20 protein-coding genes and 1 pseudogene are annotated in these 25,312 nt (G+C 64.3%); 15 read left to right on the forward strand and 6 right to left on the reverse strand.

Annotated elements, in window-relative coordinates:
* Positions 1 to 14: 14 nt before the first annotated feature.
* The 3 genes from BMY52_RS05885 to BMY52_RS05895 form a co-directional block, all read right to left on the reverse strand.
* Complete coding sequence (locus BMY52_RS05885) at positions 15 to 488, reverse strand: DUF494 family protein (protein ID WP_090252136.1); 474 nt, start codon at positions 486 to 488, stop codon at positions 15 to 17.
* 14 nt (positions 489 to 502) lie between these two features.
* A complete protein-coding gene (dprA, locus tag BMY52_RS05890; protein WP_177169864.1) occupies positions 503 to 1,630 on the reverse strand; it encodes a DNA-processing protein DprA in 1,128 nt (375 codons plus the stop codon).
* 66 nt (positions 1,631 to 1,696) lie between these two features.
* Positions 1,697 to 2,833, reverse strand: coding sequence for a LysM peptidoglycan-binding domain-containing protein (locus tag BMY52_RS05895; protein ID WP_218140403.1), 1,137 nt, complete (start codon positions 2,831 to 2,833; stop codon positions 1,697 to 1,699).
* Positions 2,834 to 3,017: 184 nt separating this feature from the next.
* Here BMY52_RS05895 and def point away from each other — a divergent pair, with 184 nt between their 5' ends.
* From def to BMY52_RS05940, 9 genes are all read left to right on the forward strand, one after another.
* Positions 3,018 to 3,578, forward strand: a complete 561-nt coding sequence (gene def / locus BMY52_RS05900) for a peptide deformylase (RefSeq protein ID WP_090252146.1) — start codon at positions 3,018 to 3,020, stop codon at positions 3,576 to 3,578.
* Positions 3,578 to 4,507 (forward strand): methionyl-tRNA formyltransferase, encoded by a 930-nt coding sequence (fmt, locus tag BMY52_RS05905; RefSeq protein ID WP_090252148.1) that lies wholly within the window; start codon positions 3,578 to 3,580, stop codon positions 4,505 to 4,507. The genes def and fmt overlap by 1 nt, the downstream gene beginning before the upstream one ends.
* A gap of 8 nt (positions 4,508 to 4,515) precedes the next feature.
* Complete coding sequence (rsmB, locus tag BMY52_RS05910; RefSeq protein WP_090252151.1) at positions 4,516 to 5,811, forward strand: 16S rRNA (cytosine(967)-C(5))-methyltransferase RsmB; 1,296 nt, start codon at positions 4,516 to 4,518, stop codon at positions 5,809 to 5,811.
* Between the two features lie 23 nt (positions 5,812 to 5,834).
* The gene (locus BMY52_RS05915) at positions 5,835 to 6,401 is read left to right on the forward strand and encodes a DUF4390 domain-containing protein (protein ID WP_090252153.1); all 567 of its coding nucleotides are present in this window, start codon (positions 5,835 to 5,837) and stop codon (positions 6,399 to 6,401) included.
* A complete protein-coding gene (locus BMY52_RS05920) occupies positions 6,386 to 8,593 on the forward strand; it encodes an ATP-binding protein (protein WP_090252156.1) in 2,208 nt (735 codons plus the stop codon). Before BMY52_RS05915 ends, BMY52_RS05920 begins: the two co-directional genes overlap by 16 nt.
* Positions 8,590 to 9,963, forward strand: a complete 1,374-nt coding sequence (locus BMY52_RS05925) for a sigma-54-dependent transcriptional regulator (RefSeq protein ID WP_090252158.1) — start codon at positions 8,590 to 8,592, stop codon at positions 9,961 to 9,963. The genes BMY52_RS05920 and BMY52_RS05925 overlap by 4 nt, the downstream gene beginning before the upstream one ends.
* A gap of 3 nt (positions 9,964 to 9,966) precedes the next feature.
* Entirely contained in the window at positions 9,967 to 11,340 is a 1,374-nt protein-coding gene (trkA, locus tag BMY52_RS05930; RefSeq protein ID WP_090252161.1) for a Trk system potassium transporter TrkA, read from the forward strand.
* Positions 11,341 to 11,413: 73 nt separating this feature from the next.
* Positions 11,414 to 11,755, forward strand: coding sequence for a tetratricopeptide repeat protein (locus BMY52_RS05935; protein WP_090252162.1), 342 nt, complete (start codon positions 11,414 to 11,416; stop codon positions 11,753 to 11,755).
* A complete protein-coding gene (locus BMY52_RS05940; protein WP_090252165.1) occupies positions 11,748 to 12,695 on the forward strand; it encodes an LpxL/LpxP family acyltransferase in 948 nt (315 codons plus the stop codon). Before BMY52_RS05935 ends, BMY52_RS05940 begins: the two co-directional genes overlap by 8 nt.
* Positions 12,696 to 12,727: 32 nt before the next feature.
* On the opposite strand, the gene BMY52_RS05945 is transcribed toward BMY52_RS05940, so the two are convergent.
* A complete protein-coding gene (locus BMY52_RS05945) occupies positions 12,728 to 13,921 on the reverse strand; it encodes a hypothetical protein (protein ID WP_245740645.1) in 1,194 nt (397 codons plus the stop codon).
* Positions 13,922 to 13,960: 39 nt separating this feature from the next.
* Entirely contained in the window at positions 13,961 to 15,040 is a 1,080-nt protein-coding gene (nadA, locus tag BMY52_RS05950; protein WP_090252166.1) for a quinolinate synthase NadA, read from the reverse strand.
* Between the two features lie 137 nt (positions 15,041 to 15,177).
* On the opposite strand from nadA, the gene BMY52_RS05955 reads away from it, so the two are divergent.
* From BMY52_RS05955 to BMY52_RS05970, 4 genes and pseudogenes are all read left to right on the forward strand, one after another.
* The gene (locus tag BMY52_RS05955) at positions 15,178 to 15,699 is read left to right on the forward strand and encodes a protein disulfide oxidoreductase (RefSeq protein WP_090252169.1); all 522 of its coding nucleotides are present in this window, start codon (positions 15,178 to 15,180) and stop codon (positions 15,697 to 15,699) included.
* Positions 15,700 to 15,865: 166 nt separating this feature from the next.
* Positions 15,866 to 17,686, forward strand: a complete 1,821-nt coding sequence (locus tag BMY52_RS05960; RefSeq protein ID WP_090252171.1) for an AMP-dependent synthetase/ligase — start codon at positions 15,866 to 15,868, stop codon at positions 17,684 to 17,686.
* Positions 17,687 to 17,734: 48 nt separating this feature from the next.
* A pseudogene (locus BMY52_RS05965) lies at positions 17,735 to 19,097 on the forward strand (OmpP1/FadL family transporter).
* Positions 19,098 to 19,102: 5 nt separating this feature from the next.
* Positions 19,103 to 20,104, forward strand: coding sequence for an acrylyl-CoA reductase family protein (locus tag BMY52_RS05970; RefSeq protein WP_090252174.1), 1,002 nt, complete (start codon positions 19,103 to 19,105; stop codon positions 20,102 to 20,104).
* A 274-nt stretch (positions 20,105 to 20,378) separates the two neighbouring features.
* Here the strand turns inward: BMY52_RS05970 and BMY52_RS05975 are convergent, their stop codons facing one another.
* On the reverse strand, positions 20,379 to 20,768 hold the full coding sequence (locus tag BMY52_RS05975) for a hypothetical protein (protein ID WP_090252177.1): 390 nt from the start codon (positions 20,766 to 20,768) through the stop codon (positions 20,379 to 20,381).
* A gap of 202 nt (positions 20,769 to 20,970) precedes the next feature.
* On the opposite strand from BMY52_RS05975, the gene BMY52_RS05980 reads away from it, so the two are divergent.
* Entirely contained in the window at positions 20,971 to 22,107 is a 1,137-nt protein-coding gene (locus BMY52_RS05980) for an efflux RND transporter periplasmic adaptor subunit (protein WP_177169865.1), read from the forward strand.
* Entirely contained in the window at positions 22,104 to 25,181 is a 3,078-nt protein-coding gene (locus BMY52_RS05985) for an efflux RND transporter permease subunit (RefSeq protein WP_090252182.1), read from the forward strand. Before BMY52_RS05980 ends, BMY52_RS05985 begins: the two co-directional genes overlap by 4 nt.
* The last annotated feature ends 131 nt before the right edge of the window (positions 25,182 to 25,312 follow it).

The raw sequence follows: 25,312 nt of genomic DNA on the forward strand, positions 1-25,312 counted from the left end.
TGTGTGGCAGGGGGTCAGTGCAGATACTCCGGCGGGTTCTCGAACATCAGGCTCTCGAGCCAGGTGTAGGCGGCCTCCTGGCCAGGCTGATTGAAGAGCACCATGAGGGTGATCCATTTGAGTTCATCCAGGCCGATCTCTTCCGTGTCCAGGTCCATGACGCGGTTGATCACCACCTCACGGGTGGATGGGCTGAGCACGCCATTTTGCTCCAGGAACAGCAGGAAGCCACGGCTGGTGGCATCCATACGGTTCATCTCGGGCTCCGTGTAAAGGCGCAGCGCCGAGTCGGTGTGCAGGGTCTTGAGCGAGGTGTCCTGGCTGGCCAGGTTCTCCAGCCAGTCAAAGGCCTTGTTGATTTCGGCGACCGGGAAGCCGGCATCCAGCAGCAGGTTATGCAGCTGCTCGCGATCCGGCTCCAACTCCGTATCGTCATCAATATAATTTTCAAACAGATACATCAATACGTCGAGCACGTTCTCTTTCATCTTCGCTATTCCGGCTACAGGCGGACGTAACGACCACCGGACAGTGAGGCCACCTGGCCGCGCAACTCCATGAGCAGCAGCATGGAGGAAACCATGGCCACGGTCAATCCAGTGCGGCCCACCAGTTGATCCACCGAAACCGGGTCGTGACCCATGGCTTCCAGCAGGTGTGCGTGGTCCGGTTCCGGCGCCCCGGGTGGGTCAGGGCGATCGCTGGCGTGCCCGGAGAAGGCCGGGGTGGGGAGCGGGGGCGTCGCAGGAACAAGGGCATGAGCCCCCAGCTCCTCCAGGATGTCATCGGCTGTTTCCACCAGCTTGGCGCCCTCGCGGATCAGACGGTGGCAGCCCCGGGCCATGGGGTTGTGGATGGAGCCGGGGATGGCGAAAACCTCGCGCCCTTGTTCCACGGCACGGCGTGCCGTGATGAGAGAGCCGCTGCGGGCCGCGGCCTCCACCACCAGGGTGCCGATGCTCAGGCCCGAGAGAATGCGGTTGCGACGGGGAAAGTGTTCCCGCTTGACCTGTGTGCCCACGGGAAATTCCGTGACCATGGCCCCCTCGGCCACCAGACGTCGGGCCAGGGACCGATGGGTGCCCGGGTAGATGCGGTCCGGGCCCGTGCCGGTGACGGCTACCGTCAGGCCGCCTGCCGCCAGGGCGCCCCCATGGGCCGCGGCGTCCACCCCCCGTGCCAGGCCGCTGGCGATCACCAGGCCCTGGCGTGCCAGATGGGCGCTGAAGGCCTCGGCAGTCTCGCGGCCGCCCGGGGTGGGGTGGCGACTGCCCACCACGGCCAGCATGGGCCAGTGCAGCACCTGGGGGTCGCCCACCACATACAGCACGGGGGGCGGCGTGGCAATGTCCCGTAGGCGCGGCGGGTAACCGGCATCTTCCAGGGTCAGGATGTGGTGATGATCCATCGTCGCCCAGTCCAGGTCGGCGGTCACGCCGGCAGGTGGGTGATCCCCTTCCAGGACGGCAATGGCCTCGTCCCTCAGGTCCAGACCGCGCCAGGCACCGCGAGGGGCTTTCAGGAAGGCCTCGGGTGTGCCGTATTGATCCAGGATGCGACGAAACAGGGCGGGCCCGACGCCGGGGGTGTGCCACAGGTGAAGCCAGGATGTGAGGACAGCCGTGTCCATGATCGTTGAGGGTCTCAGGCGTGAAGGGCGGACCGGAGGGTTCGCCCCGAAGCGTACTTCATTGTCTCAGGGGTGTTTGACCGCAAAACCGCGCTCAATCGGATGGGTGGATTCCATCACCAGGGCGTAACTCACCTTTTCGAAGGTGCGAAATACCATCACCAGGCCCACGCGCTCGTCCGGCAGGGTCACGGTCTCGCTGCCGCGCCCGGCAAACCGGTCGCGCACCTCGCGGCCCGACTGATAGGCGGCAAATACATGACCACGTTCGATACCCTCGCGTTCCCCCAGGTTGATGACGGCCACCTGGAATCGGGCAATCTGGCTGATGGCATCGAACAGGGAGATGATCTGCCCCTCGGTCTCTGCGTCCGGCGTGCCGGGGGTGAACAGGAAGGCCTGGTCACTGTCATCCTGAGGCAGCAGTCGGTCGCCGGTGAGGGCCTCCCGGTCGCTGCGGGTGAGTGCCACCGTGGCGGGATCCCCTTCGCGTACCAGTTCGGCATCGCCCACGGGGATGGCCTCGAATCCCAGCATTTCCCCGGTGACCGGGTCGCGCAGTTCGCCACCGGCACGGAAGATATTGTAGCGGGTGCCCAAGGGGTCATCGGCCAGGCGCCTGGCATAGACGCGATCATGGGCGCCAAATACCATGCGTTCGTCCTGTGAGGCCAGCAAGTAGGCGGAATCTTCCATCTGCTCCTCTGTCACAATACGAGGACGCACGAGAAACTGTTGCAGGGCCTGGATGGGTACATCAAGGCTGGGTGGAAGCGGTTCGGCGCGTACCCGGGGCGAGAGTCTCACGGTCGGGCGCACGCGGGGGCCGCCATCCACCGTCAGACGCGGGCGTCCATCCACGTAGTACAGTGTGATGATGTCGCCGGGGTAGATCAGGTGCGGGTTGGGGATCTGTGGGTTGGCCACCCACAATTCCGGCCAGTACCAGGGGTCGCGCAGGAAATGGTTGGAAATATCCCAGAGGGTGTCGCCCGGCTGTACCACGTAGCGCTCGGGGGCCGTGGGCTGGATGCGGATCTCGGGTTCTGCCTCGGGCTCCGGCGGCACCTCCGCCCGGGGTGGCTCAGGTATCGGTTCAGGTGATGGCTCGGGCGCGGTGGCGCAACCCGAGGCCAGGAACGCTAGAATAAGCGTCACGACGGACATCGCGTGTCCGACACGCAGCGGATATGGAGCGGACATCGTTCCCCCTCGTCGCCAGGGCGCCTGTGGCCCGGATGCGGTTTGCCCGCCGATCCCCGGCGGGTCCCGGCCGTCTCGGCTTCCCCGTGCGCGAGCCCGGACGGCATGATCCTGATGGAATCACAACTTTAGCAGAAATGTTTTTGACGCTGCACAAATACACCCATTGAGCGGATAGGCGGTCATGGCACTACTAGAAATATTGCGTTTTCCCGATCCCCGGCTGCGTCGTCAGGCCGAACCCGTCAAGGTTGTGGATGGTGAGATCCGCAAGCTCGTGGACGACATGTTCGAGACCATGTATGCGTCTGAAGGCATTGGCCTGGCCGCAGTGCAGGTGAATGTGCTGCGCCGTGTGATCGTGATGGATGTGGCCGATGAGGGCTCCGAAGAGCGCTCCGGCCAGGGGCTGCGTCCCTTGTGCTTCATCAACCCGGAGATCACCGATCGCTGGGGCGAGGCAGAGTGCGAGGAGGGCTGTCTGTCCGTGCCGGGGTATTACGAACCGGTGACCCGGGCCGAGCGGATCCGGGTGAGGGCCCTGGACCGTCAGGGCAAGCCTTTTGAGATGGAGGCGGGCGGACTGCTGGGGGTGTGCATCCAGCATGAGATCGATCATCTGGACGGCAGGCTGTTCGTGGACCACCTCTCCAAGCTCAAGCGCGATCGCATTCGCAAGAAGCTCGAAAAATCCAGCCGTCACGGCACGCCCAGTCGCGCCCCGCGGCAGCGCGAGGCAGTTTGATGCGGATTGTCTATGCCGGCACGCCGGAGTTCGCCGTACCCGCCCTCAAGGCCCTGATTGATTCCCCCCATACGGTGGTGGCCGTCTACACCCAGCCGGACCGCCCCGCCGGGCGGGGGCGAAAACTCAAGCCCAGCCCCGTCAAGCAACTGGCTCAGGCTCACGGGATTCCCGTGGAGCAGCCCGAACGCCTGCGCGACGAGGCCACTCAGCAGATGCTGCAGGCCCACGATCCGGACCTGATGGTGGTGGCGGCCTATGGCTTGATCCTGCCCCAGGCCGTGCTGGACATCCCCCGCCTGGGCTGCGTGAATCTGCATGCCTCGCTGCTGCCCCGCTGGCGTGGCGCCGCGCCCATCCAGCGTGCCCTGTTGGCCGGGGACGAAGAGACCGGCATCACCCTGATGCAGATGGCTGCCGGGCTGGATACCGGCGACATGCTGCTCAAATCCCTTTGCCCCATCACCGCCCACGACACCGCTGCCACCCTGCACGACACCCTGGCGGACCAGGGTGCGGATCTCCTGCTCCAGGGACTGACGGCCCTGGAGGCAGGCTCGCTGCAGGGAAAGCCCCAGGACGAGGCCCGGGTCACGTATGCCGAGAAGCTCAGCAAGGCCGAGGCTCCGCTGGACTGGACCCGGCGAGCCGTCTGCCTGGATCGTCGCGTGCGTGCCTTCAATCCCTGGCCGGTGGCCCAGACCCTCTACCAGGGGCAGCCCTTGCGCCTGTGGATGTCGGCGTTGCCCGCAGGGCAGGCCTCGGCGGCGCCCGGCACCGTGTTGGCGGAGGGCCCTGAAGGCATCGATGTGGCCACTGGCGAGGGTCTGCTGCGCATCACCCGCCTGCAACTTCCAGGTGGCAAGCCGCTGTCAGCGCGGGAATTTCTGAACGGACGCTCCCTGCTGGGCCGCGTGCTGGGACAGTAGGAAAACTCATGTCACCTCGTGAAGCCGCTCTCAAGGTCCTGTTGCGTGTCCTCAAGGACGGTGCCTCTCTTTCCGATGCCCTGCCGCATCAACTGCAGCAGGTGCCCCCCCGCGACCGCGGCCTGACCCAGGCCCTGTGCTACGGCACCTTGCGCTGGCACCGCCGTCTCCAGGCCATGCTCGATGGCTGGATGGACAAACCCCTGCGGGGCAGGGATCAGGACGTGGCCTGTGCCCTGCTGATGGGGCTGTTCGAGATGCAGTCCATGAACACCCCCGACTATGCCGTCATCCAGCAGACCGCCGATCTGGGGCGCAGCCTGCGCAAGCGCTGGGCCGTGGGTCTGATCAATGGCGTGCTGCGCCGGGCCCAGCGCGAGGGTGAGGCTCGGGGGCAGCAGGTGGATCAGTCGCCGGCCCTGCGTCATGCCCTGCCGGACTGGCTCTTCGGGTGTTTGCAGCAGGCCTATGGGGCGGATGTCGACACCCTCTGCCAGGCCATGAACGCCCATCCCCCCATGACCCTGCGGGTGAACCTGCACCGGGGCTCGCGGGCGGATTATCAGGCCCGGCTGGCGGCGGCAGGCCTTCAGGCCCATCCCCTCGAACAGGTGCCCTCGGCCCTCATCCTGTCCGAACCGGTGGCGGTGGAGACCCTGCCCGGTTTTCAGGCCGGCGAGGTCTCGGTTCAGGACGCCGCGGCACAACTGGCGGCCCCTTTGCTGGACTGCCACCCGGGACAGCGAGTGCTGGATGCCTGCGCAGCCCCCGGGGGCAAGACCCTGCATCTCCTGGAACAGGCCGGTGGCGATCTGGACATCACCGCCCTGGATAGCCAGGCCGGGCGCCTGGATCGGGTGAGGGAGAACCTGGACCGTGGCCGGTATCAGGCCCGCCTGGTGGCCGGTGACGGGGCCAGGCCTGAAGACTGGCATCAGGGCGCGGTCTATGACCGCATCCTGCTGGATGTACCCTGTTCCGCCACCGGCGTGATCCGTCGGCATCCGGACATCAAGTTGCTGCGCCGGGATGCGGACATCCCCGCCCTGGCCACCGAGCAGGCCCGACTGCTGCGGGCGCTCTGGCCGCTGCTGGCGCCCGGGGGTATGCTTCTGTATGTCACCTGTTCCCTGTTGCCGGATGAAAACGACTTGACCGTGGCTCAATTCCTTCACGATGAACCCTCGGCCAGCGAATCCCCTCTGCAGGCTTCCTGGGGCCGCGCCCGAACGGTGGGTCGCCAGATCCTCACCGGTGACCAGGAAATGGACGGTTTCTATTATGCTCGGCTGATCAAGCGTTGACCTGCGCGGCGTCACAAACCCGGATGTACGGTTTGCGGGCGCTGCTGTTGTCGTGCCTGCTCTCCCTGCTGGTGGCCCTGCCGGTCAATGCCCTGTCCGGTGATGCCCCCCTGAAGGTTCGGTCCGCCCATACCGAACTGGCCAACGGTCTGTATCTGCTCAACGCCACCATCGATTACCACCTCACCCCCAATCTGGATGAGGCGCTTCACAATGGTGTGAAGCTCACCTTCGAGGTGCAGGTAGAGGTCAGTCGCGGTCGTGACTGGATCTGGGATGCCACCGTGGCCGAACTCTCCCAGCGTTATCGTCTGGAATACCATGCCCTGAGCCGACTGTACGTGATCACCCATCTGAACACGGGGGTGAAGCGCACCTTCTATCGTCTGCAGTCGGCCTTGTTCACCCTGGGAGCGTTGGATGAACTGCCATTGCTGGATGCCTCCCTGCTTCAGGATGGACAGGACTACCGAATCCGTTTGCGCACCCGGCTGCGGGTGGATGCCCTGCCGCTGCCGCTGCGGGTGCGGGGGTATGTGATGAGTGAGTGGAGCCCAGCGAGCGACTGGTATACATGGTCATTGCGTTGAGACGACTCTCGCTGGGCCTGCTGCCCATGGGCATCATCTTTGTGGTGCTGCTGCTGTCGCTGCTGGTGATGAGTGATGCGGCCCAGAACTCCGAGCGCTTCGAGCGCCTTTACATCTGGCTGCTGTTGTTCAACTCGCTGGCCCTGGTCTTCATGGCGGCCTTGATCGGTACCAAGCTGTTTCTCGTGACCCGCCGGGTACTGCGCAATGAACCCGGATCGCGGCTGACCCTCAAACTGGTGACCCTTTTCGTGGGCCTGGCCCTGGTGCCGGTCATGGTGGTGTATTACTTCTCCATCACCTTTCTGGATCAGGGCATCGACAGCTGGTTCGATGTGCGCGTGGAAAAGGCCCTGGAGGATGCCCTGGAACTGTCCCGTTCGTCCCTGGATCTGCGTGTGCGCCAGCACACCCAGGAGACCGAGTCCTTGGCCCGGGATCTGGTGGATGTCTCCCAGGCCCTGGCGGCGTTGCGTCTGGGAGACATGCGCGACGACAGCCGGGCCATGGAACTGGCCCTGTTCGGGGCCGACAACCGCATCATCGCCTACACCAGTGGTGCCACCCTGCAGCGCCTGCCCACCCTGCCTACCGGGGAGGTACTGATGCTCCTGTCCCAGGGGCGTACATACTCGGCCCTGGAGCCCGTGTATGACGAAGGACTGCATATCCGCGTGGTCACGCCGGTGCCCAGCCGTAGCCCCTCTGGAGATGGCCGCATCCTGCAGGCGGTGTATCCGGTGGCGCCACGCATGGGGGCCCTGGCCGACAGCGTCCAGGATGCCTTCTCCGAGTACAAGGAATTTGCCTATCTGCGGGGCCCGATCAAGCAAAGCTTCACCATCACCCTGTCCCTGGCCCTGCTGGTATCAGTGATGGCCGCTGTCTGGGGGGCCCTGTACTCTGCCGGACGCCTGGTGGCACCCATCCAGGAACTGGCCGAGGGCACTCGCGCCGTGGCTGCCGGTGAGTATCACAAGAAGCTCCCTGTCACCCAGAACGATGAACTGGGTTTTCTGGTGCGCTCGTTCAATGCCATGACCGCCACCCTGGCCACCACCCGCGACGAGGTGGAGCGCAGCCGCAGGCTGGCGGAGAGTCAGCGCATGTACCTGGAAGCGGTGCTGCAGAACCTCTCTTCCGGCGTCATTACCCTGGATCGCCGCCTCACCCTGCGCACGGCCAATGCCGCTGCCTCGCAGATCCTGGAGGTGGATCTGGAACGTCATCTGGGACACGATCTGGACGAAATCGCCCGTCACTCCGGCGTGGTGGAGCGGTTTCAGGAAGAACTGGGCCCGTTCTTCTCCGAACGTCGACCGGAATGGAGCGAGCAACTCACCGCTTTTGGTGCCGGCGGTCGCAAGGTACTCATGTGCCGGGGTGTCTGGTTGTCCCATGGGAGCGGCCTGCGGGGTGGTCCGGTGGTGGTGTTCGATGACATCACCACCCTGATTCAGGCCCAGCGGGATGCCGCCTGGGCGGAGGTGGCCCGGCGCCTGGCCCATGAGATCAAGAACCCACTCACCCCCATCCAGCTCTCCGCAGAGCGCCTGGAGCGCAAATTGCAGCCGCACCTCAAGGAGGCCGAGGCCCAGATGCTGCAGCGCTCCACGCAGACCATCATCAACCAGGTGGAGGCCATGAAGGCCATGGTCAACGCCTTCAGCGATTATGCTCGGCCTCCGGCCCTGGCCATCAAGCTTCTGGACCTGAATCAACTGGTGCGTGAGGTAGCGGAATTGTATCGTCACGGGGATATCGGCGTGCGCCTGGAGCTGAGCCTGGATGAGCGTCTGCCGCCGCTGCGGGCGGATGCGGGCCGCTTGCGCCAGGTGCTGCATAATCTCATCAAGAATGGTCTGGAGGCCCTGGAAGGCATGGGCGACGGTTGCCTGAGCCTCCAGACCCGTCAGGAGGTGGACGGTCACCGCAGCATGGTGGAAATTCTCGTGCTGGATAATGGCCGCGGCCTGTCGGAAGACATGATGGCGCGGTTGTTCGAACCCTATGTGACCAGCAAGCCCAAAGGGACGGGGCTTGGCCTGGCCATTGTCAGGAAACTGGTCGAAGAGCATAACGGCATGGTGCGGGCGGCCAACCGCCCGGAGGGTGGGGTGGTGGTCAGCATCCATTTGCCACTTTCCGAAGACAGCCCTGTCGATACCCATGAGTCTCGGGAGGTGGTGTGAGCGAATCCTATATCCTGGTAGTGGATGACGAACCGGATATTCGTGGTCTGGTACAGGAGATCCTGGAAGACGAGGGCTACGGTGTGGCCGTGGCGGGCACGGTGGAAGAGGCTCGGGAGCAGCGTCGCAAGCGCCGCTTCGACCTCATCCTGCTGGATATCTGGATGCCCGATGGCGATGGCATTTCCCTGCTCAAGGAATGGATCGAGGCGGGGGGGCAGCCCAGCCCGGTGATCATGATGTCCGGCCATGGCACGGTGGAGAGTGCCGTGGAGGCCACCCGTCTGGGGGCCTATGATTTCCTGGAAAAACCGCTCTCACTGGCCAAGCTCACCCTCACCGTGGAACGGGCCCTGGAGGCCGACCGGCTCACCCGGGAAAACATCGGCCTGCGTCGGCGTTCCCACAACACCGTCGAGCCGGAAGGTTCCAGCACGGCCATGCAGGCCCTGCGTGATCAGGTGAACCGCATTGCCCAGCACGATACCTGGGTGCTGATCACCGGTGAGGCCGGGGTGGGCAAGCAAATGTTTGCCCGGTATCTGCATGTCTGCAGTGCCCGGGCCGGCCGACCCTTCGTGGAGGTGCCGGTGGGGGCCATGAGTGCCGATGAGGCGGTGGTGGAGATCTTCGGTCAGGAACAGGGCCACCGCATCCGCTACGGGCTGCTGGAGCAGGCCAGCGGCGGCACACTGTTCCTGGACGAGGTGGCGCAGATGGATCCGCACACCCAGGGCCGGTTGCTCACCGCCCTGGAGGGCCAGCGCATGACCCGGGTGGGCGGTAGCGATCCCATCGCTGTCAATGTGCGGGTGGTGGCTGCCACCCAGGAGGATTTGCGGGCCCGGGTGACCGCCGGGCAGTTCCGCGAGGATCTCTACTATCGCCTTAGCGTGGTGCCCCTGCACATCCCGCCGCTGCGCGAGCATGTGGACGACATCCCGGAACTGCTGGAGCACTATGTTCACGCCTTTCATCAGGAGGAGGGCCTGCCCCAGCGCCATTTCAGCGGGGGTGCCCGGGCCCGCCTGGCCCGTCACCCCTGGCCGGGCAATATCCGCGAACTGCGCAACCTGGTACAGCGCCTGCTGATTCTGGGGAACGCCGATGAAGTGGACGCAGCCGAGGTGGAGGCCGCGCTGGCCGGGATTGCCCCCCAGCCCGTGGGATCCCGGGAGGGCCTGGAGATCAATACACAACTGCCGCTGCGCGAGGCCCGCGAACAGTTCGAACGGGATTATCTGCTGCGTCAGCTGGAGCAGGTGGATGGCCATATGACCCGCCTGGCGGAAAGGGTGGGGCTTGAACGCACGCATTTGTATCGTAAACTGCGCGCCCTTGGCATCGAGCCGAAGAAGTCCCGGGACTGAACCATGAAAATACTGATACTGGGCGCGGGCCAGGTGGGTAGCACGGTGGCCCATAATCTGGCCAACGAGGCCAACGATATCACTGTCGTGGACACCCGCCCGGACATCCTGCGGGCCCTTCAGGACCGCCTGGACCTGCGCACCATCGTCGGCTTCGCCTCCCATCCGGACGTGCTCATCAGCGCCGGTGCGCGGGATGCGGACATGATCATTGCGGTCACCAATTCCGATGAGACCAACATGATCGCCTGTCAGGTGGCGTATACCCTGTTCCATACCCCCACCAAGATCGCCCGGGTACGGGGTATCGAGTATCTGGAATACCGAGCCCTGTTCACCCCGGAATCGTTGCCCATCGATGTGCTCATCAGTCCCGAGGAGGTGGTCACCAATTACATCCAGCGCCTCATCGAGCATCCGGGGGCCCTGCAGGTGCTGGACTTCGCCGATGGCCGGGTCTCCCTGGTGGCGGTGCGCGCCTATCATGGGGGGCCATTGGTGGGCAAGGAGCTCAAGCACCTGGCCACCCACATGCCCGGTGTGCAGACCCGGGTAGCGGCCATCTTCCGGCGCGAGAAGCCCATCTTCCCCGAGGGCCACACGGTCGTCGAGGTGGATGACGAGGTCTTCTTCATTGCCGCGCGACGCAATATCCGCGCCGTGACCAGTGAGTTGCGGCGCCTGGACAAGCCCTATCGGCGCCTGATGATCGCCGGGGGCGGCAACATCGGCAAGCGCCTGGCCCAGAACCTGGGTCCGCATTTCTCCGTCAAGCTCATCGAGCGCAACCCGGCCCGGGCCAAGGAGCTGGCCGAGACCCTGGATCATGTGGTGGTGCTGATGGGCGATGCGGCGGATAAGGAACTGCTCATCGAAGAGAACATCGAGGGCACGGACGTCTATGTGGCAGTCACCGACGATGATGAGGCCAACATCCTTTCCGCCATGCTGGCCAAGCGCCTGGGCGCCCGCACGGTGATGTCGCTGATCAACCGTCCCAGTTACGTGGAGCTGGTGCAGAGCGGGGTGATCGATATCGCCATCTCACCGCAGCAGGTGACCATCGGCGCCCTGCTCACCCATGTGCGCCGCGGCGATGTGGTGGCCGTGCACAGCCTGCGTCGTGGCGCCGCCGAGGCCATCGAGGCGGTGGCCCATGGTGATCGCAAGACCTCCAAGGTGGTGGGTCGCCGGGTGGAGGAGATCAAGCTGCCCAAGGGCTGCACCATCGGTGCCCTGGTGCGCGGCGACGAGGTGATCATTGCCCACCGCGACACCGTGGTGCAGTCGGAGGACCACGTGATCCTGTTCCTCACGGACAAGAAACGCGTCAACGAGGTGGAACGCCTGTTCCAGGTCAGCGTGACATTCCTGTAGGCCCGTCCGGGTTTTGCCTGCTTGGGTTGACGTTATACTGGTTGCTCATTTTTGTAAAACGAACGGGCCGAACATGACCAATATCGAACGCTTCGAGGCCATGCTGGCCGACGGTCAGGATAATCAATTGCTGCGATTCTCCCTGGGCAATGCCTATCTGGCCGACGGTCGCCCCGGTGAGGCGTCCATCCATTTGCGGGCCGCCGTGGGCCATGATCCGGCCTATTCTGCCGCCTGGAAGTTGCTGGGGCGGGCCCTGGACGAGAGCGGGGCGCTGTTCGAGGCCCTGGATGCCTATAACGAGGGCATCACGGTGGCCGAGTCCCGCGGGGATATCCAGGCAGCCAAGGAGATGCGCATCTTCCGCAAGCGGCTGGAAAAGCGGATCGCGGTGGAAGAGGGGCGCCATGACTGACGCGGGGGGCCAGGCCCCGGAGGGCTACCGCACCCACTTCGAGCGGGCCATGCTGCATCCGCGATACTGGGGGACCTGGCTGGGTATCGGCCTGCTGTGGGTGGCCATGTGGTTACCCCGGCCCGTGGCTCGGGGGCTGGGGCGGATGGTGGGCTGGCTGGCCTGGGTGACCGGCGGGCGTCGTCGACAGATTGGCCGCGTGAACCTGCGGCTGTGCTTTCCCGAGTGGACGGAAGCAGAGCGCGAGCGTGTGTTGCGTGAGCATTTTCGTATCGTCGGGCAATGTTTTGTGGATTACCCCGTGCTCTGGTTTGGCAGCCTCCGGCGCCATCGGGCGCGTTTGCATCTGGTGGATGAAGCGGGTGTGCTGGAGATGCAGCGCCAGGGCCAGCCGGCCATCATCTGTGCCGCCCATGCCCCGGCCCTGGATTTTGGTGGCTTGAGGTTGAGCCTGGAGTGCGGCGGGGTGTCTTTTGCCAAGCCCATGAAGAACCCCATCATCGAGTGGATCAACACCCGCAGTCGTTCCCAGTATGGCGCCGCCATGTTTGCCCGGGATCAGGGGCTGCGCCCGGCCATCCGCCACACCCGGCAGGGCAAGGTGTTCTATTATCTGGCGGATGAGGATCTGGGCCCCGCCCACACGGTGTTTGCCCCCTTCTTCGGGGTGCCCAAGGCGACCATCCCTGCCCTGGGTCGCCTGGTGCGCCTCACCGGTGCTCCGGTGGTACCCAGCATGGGTTTCTACCGGGTCGATGAGGATCGTTATGAACTGGTCATGGCCGAGCCCCTCGCTGATTTCCCCACCGGGGACGACGTGCAGGACGCAGCCCTCATGAACGCTGCCCTGGAGGCCCTGATCCGCCGCGATCCAGCTCAGTATCTCTGGACACTGCGGTTCTTCAAGACCCGTCCGCAGGGGGCGCCCAAGGTGTATTGAGGCTGTCGGCAGGCACCAGCCCTCCAGGCCCCTCAATCGCTGGACTTGCGCTTGAATCGACTCGAGCGTTTCAACTCGCTGAGTATCTCCCGCTCCAGCCCATCCAGGTCCTCGCTCTTCACCTGGGCCACGTCGCTGATCCAGGCTGTTGTCTCGTTCCGCTTCTTGCGAAAGTAGTCCAGGATGAACTGCTCGGAAAGCAGGACGAAGCGGATGGCCTGGGCCGGATCCACCTGCAGGAAGGGATTGCGGGCGATTTGGCGGGCCGAGTTCTCCTGCTGCTGACAGTAGCGGCTGAGCAGGCTGTACAAGGCCATGCGCCCGTCGCCCATGTGACGGGAAACGGATGCCCGGGTCAGAGGATGCAGGGCCGCGTCCACCAGGGCATCCAGCCACTGGGTCAGTTGGGTTTCCGAGATGCTCACTTCCCGAGAGCGCAGTTCCGCTGCCAGGGCCATGATGCGCGATTGCAGGTGCTCCGCCTGCTGATCGGCGTGGAGGCGCTTGACCGCTCGACGCCATAGGGTCTGGGAGTCCTCAAGCTGTGTGCGCAGATCCTCGATCTGCTCGCGCAGGGTTTCCGCCTGCTGGTCCAGGGTGTTGATCTGCTTGAGGCGCACCTGCATCTCGTGCTGGGCAACCGTGATGCGGATACGGAAATACTGGGCCAGCAGGTTCTCGATGCGCTCGCTGTGTTCATGCAACCGCTCGATGGCCTGCTGAAACACCGGCGCATGGTCTGGCGCGTAGACCTGATCCCGTAACAACTGGGCCGAGCGGGTGGTGTCTGCGTTTTCGGCCCTGATATCCAGCAACAGGGCATTGAGGGTACGGATCTGGTTGCCGAGACGGTCCAGGTTCTGGGGGGTGTGTTCCCTGTGCCACTGCTCGTAAAGCTGCCCCAGGCCTTCCAGTTTCTGCCAGAAGATCTTGACGTTGGCGGTATTGCCAACCACCTGCGACTTGTCCAGAGCGCTCATCACCTCCGGGCCATACTGCTCCTGTATGTGCAGCCTGCGTTCCAGATGATAGGCGTTGGCCGAGAGGATCAGGCTCTCCACCGCGCGACGGGAGTAGTAGGGGGCCTCGTCCACCAGGTCCAGCGGGATGTTTTCCGGCAGTTTTTCCGGCGGCAGGCGGGACAGTTGCTCCGCCGGCAGCTGCGCCACCATCTTGCGGAACACCGCCATGGGAATGACGGGCTGGGGCGCCGCCTCGTCGCTCACGGGCACGGGGTCCAGAGTCGGTCCGGCGGCGCCATGGGATCAGGCGTCCCCACGCCCCAGCACTGGTGTGTGCCGACCGCTGGCGAAATCCAGCATGCGCTGGGTGGAGCGCAGCGCCCCCTGGCGTACGGTTTCCTCCACATGGATCTCGTTACCCCCCTTTTCCAGCACTTCCAGCAGATTGCCCAGGCCGTTCATGGCCATCCAGGGGCAATGGGCACAACTGCGGCAGGTGGCGCTGTGACCGCCGGTGGGGGCTTCCAGAAAGGTCTTGTGGGGGGCCGCCTGACGCATCTTGTAGAAGATGCCGCTGTCGGTGGCCACGATCAGGGTCTCGTGGGGCAGTTCACGGGCCGCCTGGATGAGTTGTGAGGTGGAGCCTACCGCATCGGCCAGTTCAATGACGCCCGCAGGGGACTCCGGGTGCACCAGCACCGCGGCATCCGGGTGTGCCTGTTGCAGATCCTTCAGCGCCCGGGTACGGAATTCATCATGCACCACGCAGGCGGTATGCCACAGCACCATGTCGGCGCCGGTGGTCTTCTGGATGTAGGCACCCAGGTGCCGGTCGGGCGCCCAGAGAATCTTTCTGCCCTCGTCCTTCAGGTGTTCCACCAGCTTCACGGCGATGCTGGAGGTGGCCACGTAGTCGGCGCGCGCCTTCACCTCGGCCGAGGTGTTGGCGTACACCACCACCGTGCGGTCCGGATGCTGATCACAGAAGGTGATGAATTCATCTGCCGGGCAGCCCAGGTCCAGGGAGCATTCCGCCTCCAGGGTCGGCATGATGACCCTTTTTTCCGGACTCAGGATCTTGGCCGTCTCTCCCATGAAGCGGACGCCCGCCACCACCAGGGTGGAGGCGGGGTGCTCCTTGCCGAAACGAGCCATATCCAGGGAGTCGGAGACGCAGCCGCCGGTCTGTTCGGCGAGCATCTGCAGGTCCTCGTGCACATAGTAGTGGGCCACGAGGGTGGCATCCTGTTCCTTGAGCAAAGTCTTGATGCGCTCGATCACCCGGTCACGCTCGGCTCCCGTGTAGTGCGGCATCTGCCTTTCCACCCAGGCGGTTTCCGGAACCTTGAAGTGGCGCAGCGGTTGTACGGTGGATGTGGTCATGAATCTTGAGTCCCCGTTGGCTTGCGGGCAGGCCGTGGGCCTGTTGATAATGGTTTGGACCGGTATCAAACCGTCACGTTCTCCCCATGGCGTTCGACGAACGCTCTCTCTCTACAGCAGGCGATCATCCCCCAGCCATGAGTGACACCTCCAAGCATACCGGACGGCGGCGCTGGCTGCGCCGTGCCCTGGAATGGATCATCATCCTGCTGGTGTTCCTGGCCATCAAGGCCTGGTTACAGCGGGACATGATCTCCGGCGAGGCACCGCCGCTTCAGGGCGCACTGCTGGACGGCTCACCGGTGAGCCTGTCGGACTATCGTGGACAGCCGGTGCTGGTGCACTTCTGGGCCACCTGGTGTGGTATCTGCCGCGTTGAACAGCCAGCCATCGAGTCCATCAGTCAGGACTGGCCGGTGCTCACTGTGGCCATGCAGTCCGGCGGTGCCCTGGAGCTGCGGGCCTACATGCACGAGCATGACTACACCCATCCGGTGCTGGTGGACGAAACCGGTGCCCTGTCAGCCCGCTTCGGCGTGGGCGCGGTACCGGCCACTTTCGTGGTGGACGCCGATGGCCAGGTGCGCTTCCGCCAGCGTGGCTTTGCCACCGGCTGGGGTTTGCGAGCCCGCCTGTGGGCTGCCACGACATTGAACTGACACAGCACACCAAAACCGACCATCCCGGTGATTATACTGGGCAATCGCGATATATTCAGGCAAAACTTGGGGATACCGTGCTCACCCGGCCATGATGCGCTGCAGGACGAGATTCCCTCACGGGCAAGAACCCGGGGCCAAGTACCCCGACAGCAGAGGAGTCAACATGGGCGAGCCCAATCACGTCATCACGCCGGGGGAAGCGGGAACCCTGGCTGGACTGTTCAGGGAGCGAGTCAAGCGAAGCCCGGGGATGGTGGCTTACAAACAGTATGATCCGTCGGCTTCCGCATGGGTGTCACGCAACTGGCAGCAGGTGGGGGCGCAGGTGGCCCGCTGGCAGTCGGCACTGCAAAAGGAAGCGCTTTCACCGGGGGACCGCGTCGCGGTCATGCTGCGTAACTGCCAGGAATGGGTGATCTTTGATCAGGCCTGCCTGGGCCTTGGCCTGATCACCGTGCCGCTGTACACCGACGACCGACCGGACAACATCGCCTACATCCTCAAGGATGCCGGGGCGAAGCTGCTGCTCCTGGGGGGGCGTCAGCAATGGAAACGTCTTCAGGAGGTTCGCGAGCGGCTGGATACGGTCAATCGCATCATCACCCTCCAGCCGGTGGACCCGGCAGAATTTCCCGAGGACAAGCGCCTCAGGTGCCTGGACGAATGGGCTCCCGAGGGTGACCATGAGCTGGTGACCCGCGAGGTCGACCCCGACGCCCTGGCCACCGTGGTGTACACCTCGGGTACCACGGGTCGTTCCAAGGGCGTGATGCTGACCCACCAGAACATCCTCCAGAACGCCTATGCCGCCCAGCAGTGTGCCCCCATGGGGGGCGAGGATCTGTTTCTTTCCTTTCTGCCGCTGTCCCACACCCTGGAGCGCACCGGTGGCTGCTACATGCCCATGATGGTGGGCGCCCAGGTGGCGTTTGCCCGTTCGGTACAGGGCCTGGCGGAGGACCTCATGAACCTGCGCCCCACCGTGCTCATCTCGGTGCCACGGATCTACGAACGTATCTATGGTCGCATCACCTCGGGGCTGGAGGCGAAGTCCGGTTTTGCCCGTTTTCTGTTCAACACCACGGTGTCCGTGGGATGGCGCCGCTTCGAGCACGAGCAGGGGCGCGGTGGCTGGCATCCCAGCCTGCTGCTGTGGCCGTTGCTGAAACGGATCATCGCCAGCAAGGTGACCGAGCGCCTGGGCGGGCGGTTGCGTCTGGCTGTCTGCGGTGGTGCGCCGTTGCCACCGCCCATCGCGCGCTTTTTCATTGGCCTGGGGTTGCCCGTGTTCCACGGTTTTGGCATGACCGAGGCCAGTCCGGTGGTGGCCGTCAACCGGCCTGACGACAACGTCCCCGCCAGCGTGGGGTGTGCGTTGCCAGGTGTTGAGGTGAGCATCGGGAAAGATCAGGAATTGCTGGTGCGCGGTCCTTCGGTGATGCAGGGCTATTGGAATAATGAGGAAGCCACCGCCGACACCATCGACAAGGATGGCTGGCTGCACAGTGGCGACAAGGCCCGCATCGACGAGCAGGGGCATATCTTCATCATCGGTCGCATCAAGGAGATCCTGGTGCTGGGCAATGGCGAGAAGGTGCCACCGGCGGATATGGAAATGGCCGTGACCCTGGATCCCATCTTTGAACAGGCCATGGTCGTGGGGGAGGGCAAGCCCTATCTCACCGCCCTGGTGGTGCTCAATGCCGAGGAGTGGAAAAAGCTGGCCGAGGAACTGGAAGTGGATCCAGGCAGCAACGAGGATCTGTTCAGCCGCAAGGTGGAAAAGGCCCTGCTGGAGCGTGCCGGCAAGCAACTGACCGAGTTCCACGGATACGCCCAGGTGCGTCGTCTCACGCCCACCCTGGAGCCCTGGGATGTGGACAACGGGCTGCTCACGCCCACCATGAAACTCAAGCGTGCGTTGATCCTGGAGCGCTACAGCAAGCAGATCGAGGCCATGTACGAGGCCCACAGCAAGCGCTGAAAAGCTTGCGAACGGATAAAACCAAAAGAAATCACCCAAGGGGGAAACATGCTATTCATCCAGTCCCGCAACGCCCTGTCCTGCGCCGTGGCCGGCGCTGTCGCCCTGTCCGGGGCCACCCTGTGGCAGTCACCGGTGAAGGCGGCCGGCTTCTATATTCAGGAACAGAGCGTCAGCGGCCTGGGCCGCGCCTTCGCCGGCGAGGCGGCGGTGGCCCAGGATGCCAGCACCATCTTCTTCAATCCGGCGGGGATGGTGTTCCTGCCCGGCACCGAGGTACAGGCAGCGGTGCATTTGCTGATGCCGAAGGCGGATGTGAGTGATGGAGGGTCAACAGTCACAACGCCAGGTACGTTGGGAAATCCGGTTTCCGGGCTCGGGGGTTCTGGTGGCAATCCTTACGATCCGACCCCGGTACCCAACCTCTTCATCTCCCATCAGCATGACGACCGTACCTGGTTCGGGTTTGGCCTGACTGCTCCGTTTGGCCTGGCCAATCACTACGACGACGACTTCTTCGCCCGCTACGACTCCACCGAGACCGAGTTGGCAGTGATCAATCTGCAGCCAAGCGTGGCCTACCGGCTCACGGACCGCCTGGCCCTGGGAGGGGGGATCGATATCCAGTATGCGGATGCGACCCTGAAGAATGCGATCCCGGATCCCACGGTGCCGGGTGGCCCAACGGTCGCAACCGATGGTGAACAGGTGCTGGATGCCGATAGCTGGGACTATGGGTTCAATCTGGGCCTTATGTGGCAGGCGAGCGACACAACCCGCCTGGGGCTCCATTACCGGCAGGGTATCAAGCATACTTTGGACGGCAAGGCCGGTGGGATCGCGCCTGCGGGCTTAGGGGGTGCCGAGACCCAGCTGGATGGTCGTGCTGATCTGCATTTGCCGGATATGGTGGCCCTGGGCTTGCGACAGGAAATGAATGATCGCTGGACACTGATGGCCCAGTACAAGTGGTTCCAATGGTCCAACTTTGACGAAATCCGGGTCCGCTTCGATAATGGTGATCCTGATAGCCCGACCGAGCAGAACTACAAGGACAGCTGGGCGCTGGCCGTGGGTACCGAGTACCAACTGGATGATCGCTGGACACTGCGTACAGTATGACCGCACGCCCACGCAGGACGGTTACCGTACCACCCGCACACCGGATGGTGATCGTACGTGGTACTCCATTGGGGCGAGTTATGAGCAGGGGCCGAACTGGGGCTTTGACGTGGCCTATACCTACATCGATATCTCCAAAGAATCGCTGAATTTGAGCAGGGGCTTTTTCGAGGGCGTCAGGGTTCCAAGCCCTCAGGGTGATTTGCCTATTGATTCTACTGTCGACCTCACCGGCACCACCCAAGGCGACGTCCACATCCTCGCCGCCGCCGTGCGCTACCGGTTCTAGGGCCTATGACCTCCACCTTTCCAGCCCTTTTGATTCGTGACGAGGTGCTTGGCTCCCGTCGTGTCAGTCTCGCGGAGATGGAGCCCTCGGAACTGATGGATGGGGCCGTGGAGGTGGCGGTTCGTTATTCCTCGCTCAACTACAAGGACGCCCTGGGCATCACCGGCAGTGGGCGGGTGCTGCGGCGCTCACCCATCGTCGGGGGCATCGACGCCGCGGGCGAGGTGGTCTGCGCAGCCGAGGACAGCGGCTTCAAGGCCGGAGATCCCGTGCTGGTCACCGGTTGCGGGCTGGGCGAGATCCACCATGGCGGCTTTGCCGGGCGCATCCGCGTGCCCGCCGACTGGGTGGTGCCCGTGCCCAAGGGGCTGGACCTCAGGCAATCCATGATCCTGGGCACCGCCGGGTTCACCGCGGCCCTGGCCTTGCAGCGCCTGCAAGCCAACGATCAGGACCCGGGCATGGGTCCGATCCTGGTCACGGGGGCCAGCGGCGGCGTGGGCTCCCTTACCGTGAGTCTGCTGGCGTCCCAGGGCTACGAAGTGGTGGCCCTGTCCGGCAAGACCCGCCAGCAGGAGTGGCTCAAGTCCCTGGGCGCCGTCAAGGTCATGGATCGTCGCGGTCTCTCCCAGGGCTGGCGCCCGTTGGAGACGGCCCGCTGGGCGGGCGCGGTGGACACTGTTGGTGGTGAGATCCTGTGCTGGCTCACCCGCACGGTGGACGAGTGGGGCAATATCGTCACCATCGGGCTGGCGGGTGGCGCGGAACTACGCACCACGGTGATGCCCTTCATCCTGCGGGGGGTCTCCCTTCTGGGGGTGAGTTCCAGCAACTATCCCACGGAACGCCGCGCCGCCATCTGGACCCGTCTGGCCACCGACTGGTCCATTCCCCACCTGGATGACATCGCCACCGAGGAGATCGGGCTGGGGGAGCTGGAGTCAGCCAGCAAGCGGATGCTGGCGGGAGATGTGTACGGGCGGATCCTGGTGGATCTTCAGCGGTAGTCCCTGGTATTCAAGGATCACCCTCACCCCCTAGCCCTCTCCCGCAAGCCCGTCTATGTTCGATGGCCTGTCGGGGTGTTGCGGGGGTATTGGGGGCGCCGGCCGGGCGCTTCCCGAAGCGCCCCTACAAGGGCTTGAGTTCTTTCTCCATGACTGCTTCAGTGGAATATGCGAAAGATATGGGTAGGGGCCGTTCGCGAACGGCCCGCCAGCCTGTCCGAGGTTGATGAATTGTCGGGCTGGTGACGTGCTATCCGCTGTGCCGGCCGGGTGCTCAAGGCTTGCCGATCCCCGACAGGATGGATTCCTGAGTGATGACCTCGCGCATCACCCGACTCTCCGGGTGCCGTCCGCCGCAGATTTCCAGAACATTGCCATCCGCCAGATGGGCCTCCACGCTGTAGCCCAGGCCGGGTTCATGGTTCAGGGTGATGGTGCGGGTCTTGTCCGGCGCCAGTTGGAGGATCGTGGTGGTCTGCTGGGTGTCCACGTTGGCATAACCGATTTCCACCTTGGGAATGGTCTCCGAAGTGCGGTTCTGGACATGAACGATCAGGGTGCGGTCAGGCAGTGAGGCTCCCTGGTCGTGGCGGCAACCGGAGCCTGTCAGGCCCACCGTCAGGAGCAGTGGGATCAGCCAGAGTGTCATCATGGAGCGATTCATTTTCATGGCTCCTACATTAGCGCTTTCTGATGAATCCGTCAGTGAGAATTATCATATGAACCCATAAAATGTTATCCCTCACTGGATCGATCACCATAAGATCCCGTGAGGGGCGCCGACCGCGAAGATCATGCAGCCACATGGATGGTGTTGTGTCACGATGCCTGGTTACACTGTGACGCAGCAAGAAAGGATACGACTTATGCCAAAACGTACCATGCGTCCCAGGAATGCCCGACGACTCCCGGCCCTGCTGCTGACCGCCTCCCTGGTGCTTGGCGCCTGCGAGCAACCTCCCGAGATGCAAGAGGCAGCGCCCGAGCGCCCGGTGCTGACCCTCACCCTGCAATCTTCCGAGGATATGGCCTCCCGTACCTTCAGCGCTCGGGCCGAGGCCGCTGAACATACGGCTCTGGCCTTTCGTGTGTCCGGGCAGGTGGCATCGGTGCAGGCGGACCTGGGGGACCGGGTGATCGAGGGCGACGTGCTGGCGCGGATGGATGACCGGGACTACCGTCTCAAGGTGCGCGAACTGGAGGGCCAACTGGAGGCCGCCGAAGGGCAGCTGCAAGAAGCTGAGGTGAATTACCGACGCGGGCAGACGCTGGTGCAGGACGGCACCATCAGCCGCGCCGATTTCGATAGTTTGCGATCGGCCTTCCGCCAGGCCCAGGGGCAACGGGATGCCACCCGCGAGGGTTTGGCCACTGCCCGTGCCGCGCTGGACGACACGGTGCTGCGGGCCCCCTTCGACGCCCATGTGGCCCGCCGCAACATCGAACCCCACGAACAGGTCAGCCCGGAGCGCGTGGTCTTTGTCCTGGACCGCCTGGACGAGATCGAACTGCGGGTCGGGATGCCCGAGACCCTGGTGGTGCACCGCGATCAACTCACCGGCGTGAAGGTGCATTTCGCTGCACTGGGCCGCCAGTATCCGGGCCGGGTGCAGGCCGTGGGTGTGGACGTGGACGAAGATACCCAGACCTATCCGGTGCGTATCGTGGTGGACAACCCGGACCAACGCATCTTGCCCGGAATGACCGCCCGCCTGGATTTCCGGGCCGACCTGGATGCGGCGGGCGAGCAGGGTTATTTCCGGGTGCCCATGACGGCGATATTCGACCACGATGGCCAGCCCCATGTCTGGGTGCTGGACGAGGCCGGCGAAACGGCGACGCGCCGCCCGGTGAGCCTGGGGCCGCTGGAGCGGGATGGCGCGCGCGTCCAGGGTGACCTGCATGCGGGTCAGCAGGTGGTGACCGCGGGTGTGCAGCACCTGCGCGAGGGTCAGAAGGTACGCGTGCTCACCGAGGACGAGATGCGAGGTGCACGCCGATGAACGCCGCTGTCTGGGCCATCCAGCGGGGCCGTATGATGGGCTTTCTGGTGGCCCTGATCGTATTCGTGGGGGGCTTCGCCTACACCCAGCTGGGTCAGCTTGAGGACCCGGAATTCACTGTGCGCACAGCGGTGGTTTACACGGAATACCCGGGCGCCCGGGCCGTGCGCGTGGAGCAGGAGGTGACGGAGCACATCGAGCTCAAGATTCAGCAACTGGGCGAGCTGGACCAGGTGCAGTCCCACAGTCGGGATGGGGTGTCAGTGATCTTTGTGGACATCCAGGAGCATCATGATCCGGAGAAGTTGCGACAGATCTGGGATGAACTGCGCCACAAGGTGAACGAAGCCGCCCGCGAGCTCCCCGATGGGGTGCGCGGGCCCATTGTGGACGACGACTATGGTGATGTGTACGCCCTGTTGATTGCCCTTACCGGCGAGGGCTATGGCTATGATGTGCTGGATCGGGTGACGGATAACGTGCGCCGCGAATTGCTGCGGGTACCCGGCGTGGCCAAGGTGGAACTCTTCGGGCAGCAGGGGGAGCGGGTGTTCGTCGAGACCTCCCGGGAGAAGGTGGCCGAGATGGGCCTCACCCCGCACCAGGTGGTCCAGGCCCTGAACCGTCAGAATGTGGTGGAGCCAGCGGGTTTTGTGGAGATGGGGCCCCGGCAGGTGCGCATCTTTGCCAGTGGCGTGTTCGAGTCCCTGGAGGAAATTCGCAGCCTCTCCATCCGCAGCCCGGTGACCGGCAACCTGGTGTATCTGCGTGATTTTGCCGAGGTGCGCCGGGGGTTTGCGGATCCACCCCAGGCGCTGCTTCGCCATGGGGGGCAGGACGCCCTGGCCATTGGCATCGTCCCCTCCCAGGGAGTGAACGTGGTGGAGTTGGGGGATCGGATCAACAAGCAGCTGTCACGGATCGAACCCACCCTGCCCGTGGGGATGTCCTTCGGCATCATTGCCAACCAGCCTCGCGAGGTGCAGGCGGCAGTGAGCGAGTTCATGATCAACCTGGTCACGGCGGTGGTCATCGTCATCGCGGTGCTGCTCATTGCCCTGGGTCTGCGCACGGGCCTGATCGTGGGGTCTGGGGTGCCCTTTACCATTCTGGCCACCTTCATCGCCATGTGGGTCACGGGGATTGACCTGCATCGGGTCTCTCTGGGGGCCCTGGTGATCGTGCTGGGCATGATGGTGGATAATGCCATCGTGGTGGCTGAGCTTACCGTCGTGAAGATGCAGCGGGGGCTGGACCGCGCACGCGCAGCCCGGGAGGCGGTGGGTGAAACCGCCTGGCCTTTGCTGTCGGCCACCCTGATCGCCGTGCTGGCCTTTTCGCCCATCGCCCTCACCGACACGGCAACCGGGGAGTTCACCCGCTCTCTGTTCTGGGTGGTGGGTTTTTCCCTGTTGCTCAGCTGGGTACTGGCCATCACCGTCACGCCGGTGATGTGTCATCGCTGGCTCAAGGCCCCGGCCGAGGGCAGCGCAGGCAGTGATCCCTACGGGGGACGCCTGTACCGTGGTTTCCGCCGCCTGCTGGGGGGGGTGCTCCACTGGCGCCGTGCCAGTCTGGGGGGGATTGCCGGGCTGCTGGTGCTCTCCCTGATCGGCTTCATGCTGGTGCCGCAGATCTTCTTCCCTCCCGCGCAGCGGGCCCAGTTCATGGTGGATTACTGGCTGCCGGAGGGCAGCCGTATCCGTCAGACGGCCGAGGACATGGCCGTGATCGAGGACTGGCTGCAGGGGCAGGACGAGGTGGAGTCCGCCACCGCCTTCATTGGCGAGGGAGCACCGCGCTTCTATCTGCCCATGCTGCCCGAACATCCCAATGCGTCCTTCGGGCAGATCCTGGTGAATCTGAAGGCCGTGGATGACCTGGATGGCATGATGGCAGCCACTCGGGGGTTCATGGATCAGCGTTTCCCGGATGCCGAGCCTCGAGTGCGGCCCATGCAGTTGGGGGATCCGGTGCGATATCCCATCGAGATGCGCATCATTGGGCCGGAACGTGACACCTTGCGGGCCTTGGCCGAGCAGGGGCGGGACATGCTGGCAGGGGATCCCCGTCTGGATCATGTGCGCCTGGACTGGCGCAACAAGACGCCGCAGATCCAGGTGGATGTGGATCAGGAGCGGGCACGCCGGGCCAATGTGTCCAGTGCCGCCATCGCCGAGGCACTGGCCACTGCCTTCGCTGGTCAGCCCATTGGTGTTTACCTCGAAGACGATAAACGCATCCCCATCAAGTGGCGCTTCCCCCTGGAAGATCGTACGGATCCCACGCAGGTGGAGACCATGGTGATCTGGCCTGAGCAAGGCCATCGTCCGGTACCGCTGTTGCAGGTGGCCGAGGTGTCAGTGGTGTGGGAGGACGCCTCCATCTGGCGTATGGACCGAGAACGCAGCGTGACCCTGCAGATGGATCTCATGCCTGGCTTCATTGCCCATGAGGTGCTCCGTGATCTTCAGCAGCGGGTTCAGGACCTGGATCTGCCGCCCGGCTACCGGCTCGACTGGGACGGTGAGCCGGTGAAATCCCAGGAAGCCCAGCGGGGCGTGCTGCAACCCGTGCCGGTGGTATTGGGCCTGATGGCCCTGGTGTTGATGGCGCAGTTCAATAGTTACCGCCGCTCACTGATCATTCTGCTCACGGTGCCCCTGGGGGTGGTCGGGGTGAGCGCGGGGTTGTTGCTGTTCAAGCAGCCCTTCGGCTTCATGGCGCTGCTGGGGGTGATGAGTCTGTCCGGCATGATCATCAAGAACGCCATTGTCATGGTGGAGCAGGTGGATCTGGAAATGGAGCGCGGCGAAGAGGCCCACGAGGCCCTGCTGGAGGCGGCGGTGAGTCGCGTGCGGCCGGTGATGCTGGCGGCTGCCACCACGGTGCTGGGGATGTTGCCATTGGCCTTGTCCGGGCCCTTCTGGGCGCCCATGGCCATTGCCATCATGTTCGGGTTGGCGCTGGCATCGTTGCTGACGTTGTTGGCGGTGCCGCTGTTTTATGCGGTGCTGTTCGGGGTCCTCCACCCTCACCCCAACCCCTCTCCCCGGGGGGGAGAGGGGCAATAACTTCCTCCCCCCAGAGGGGTGGATCTCCCCTCTCCCCGGGGGGGAGAGGGGCAATAACTTCCTCCCCCAGAGGGGTGGATCTCCCCTCTCCCCGGGGGGGAGAGGGGCAATGACTTCCTCCCCCCAGAGGG

It is taken from the genome of Ectothiorhodospira marina, from assembly GCF_900109495.1.
GTDB lineage: Bacteria > Pseudomonadota > Gammaproteobacteria > Ectothiorhodospirales > Ectothiorhodospiraceae > Ectothiorhodospira > Ectothiorhodospira marina.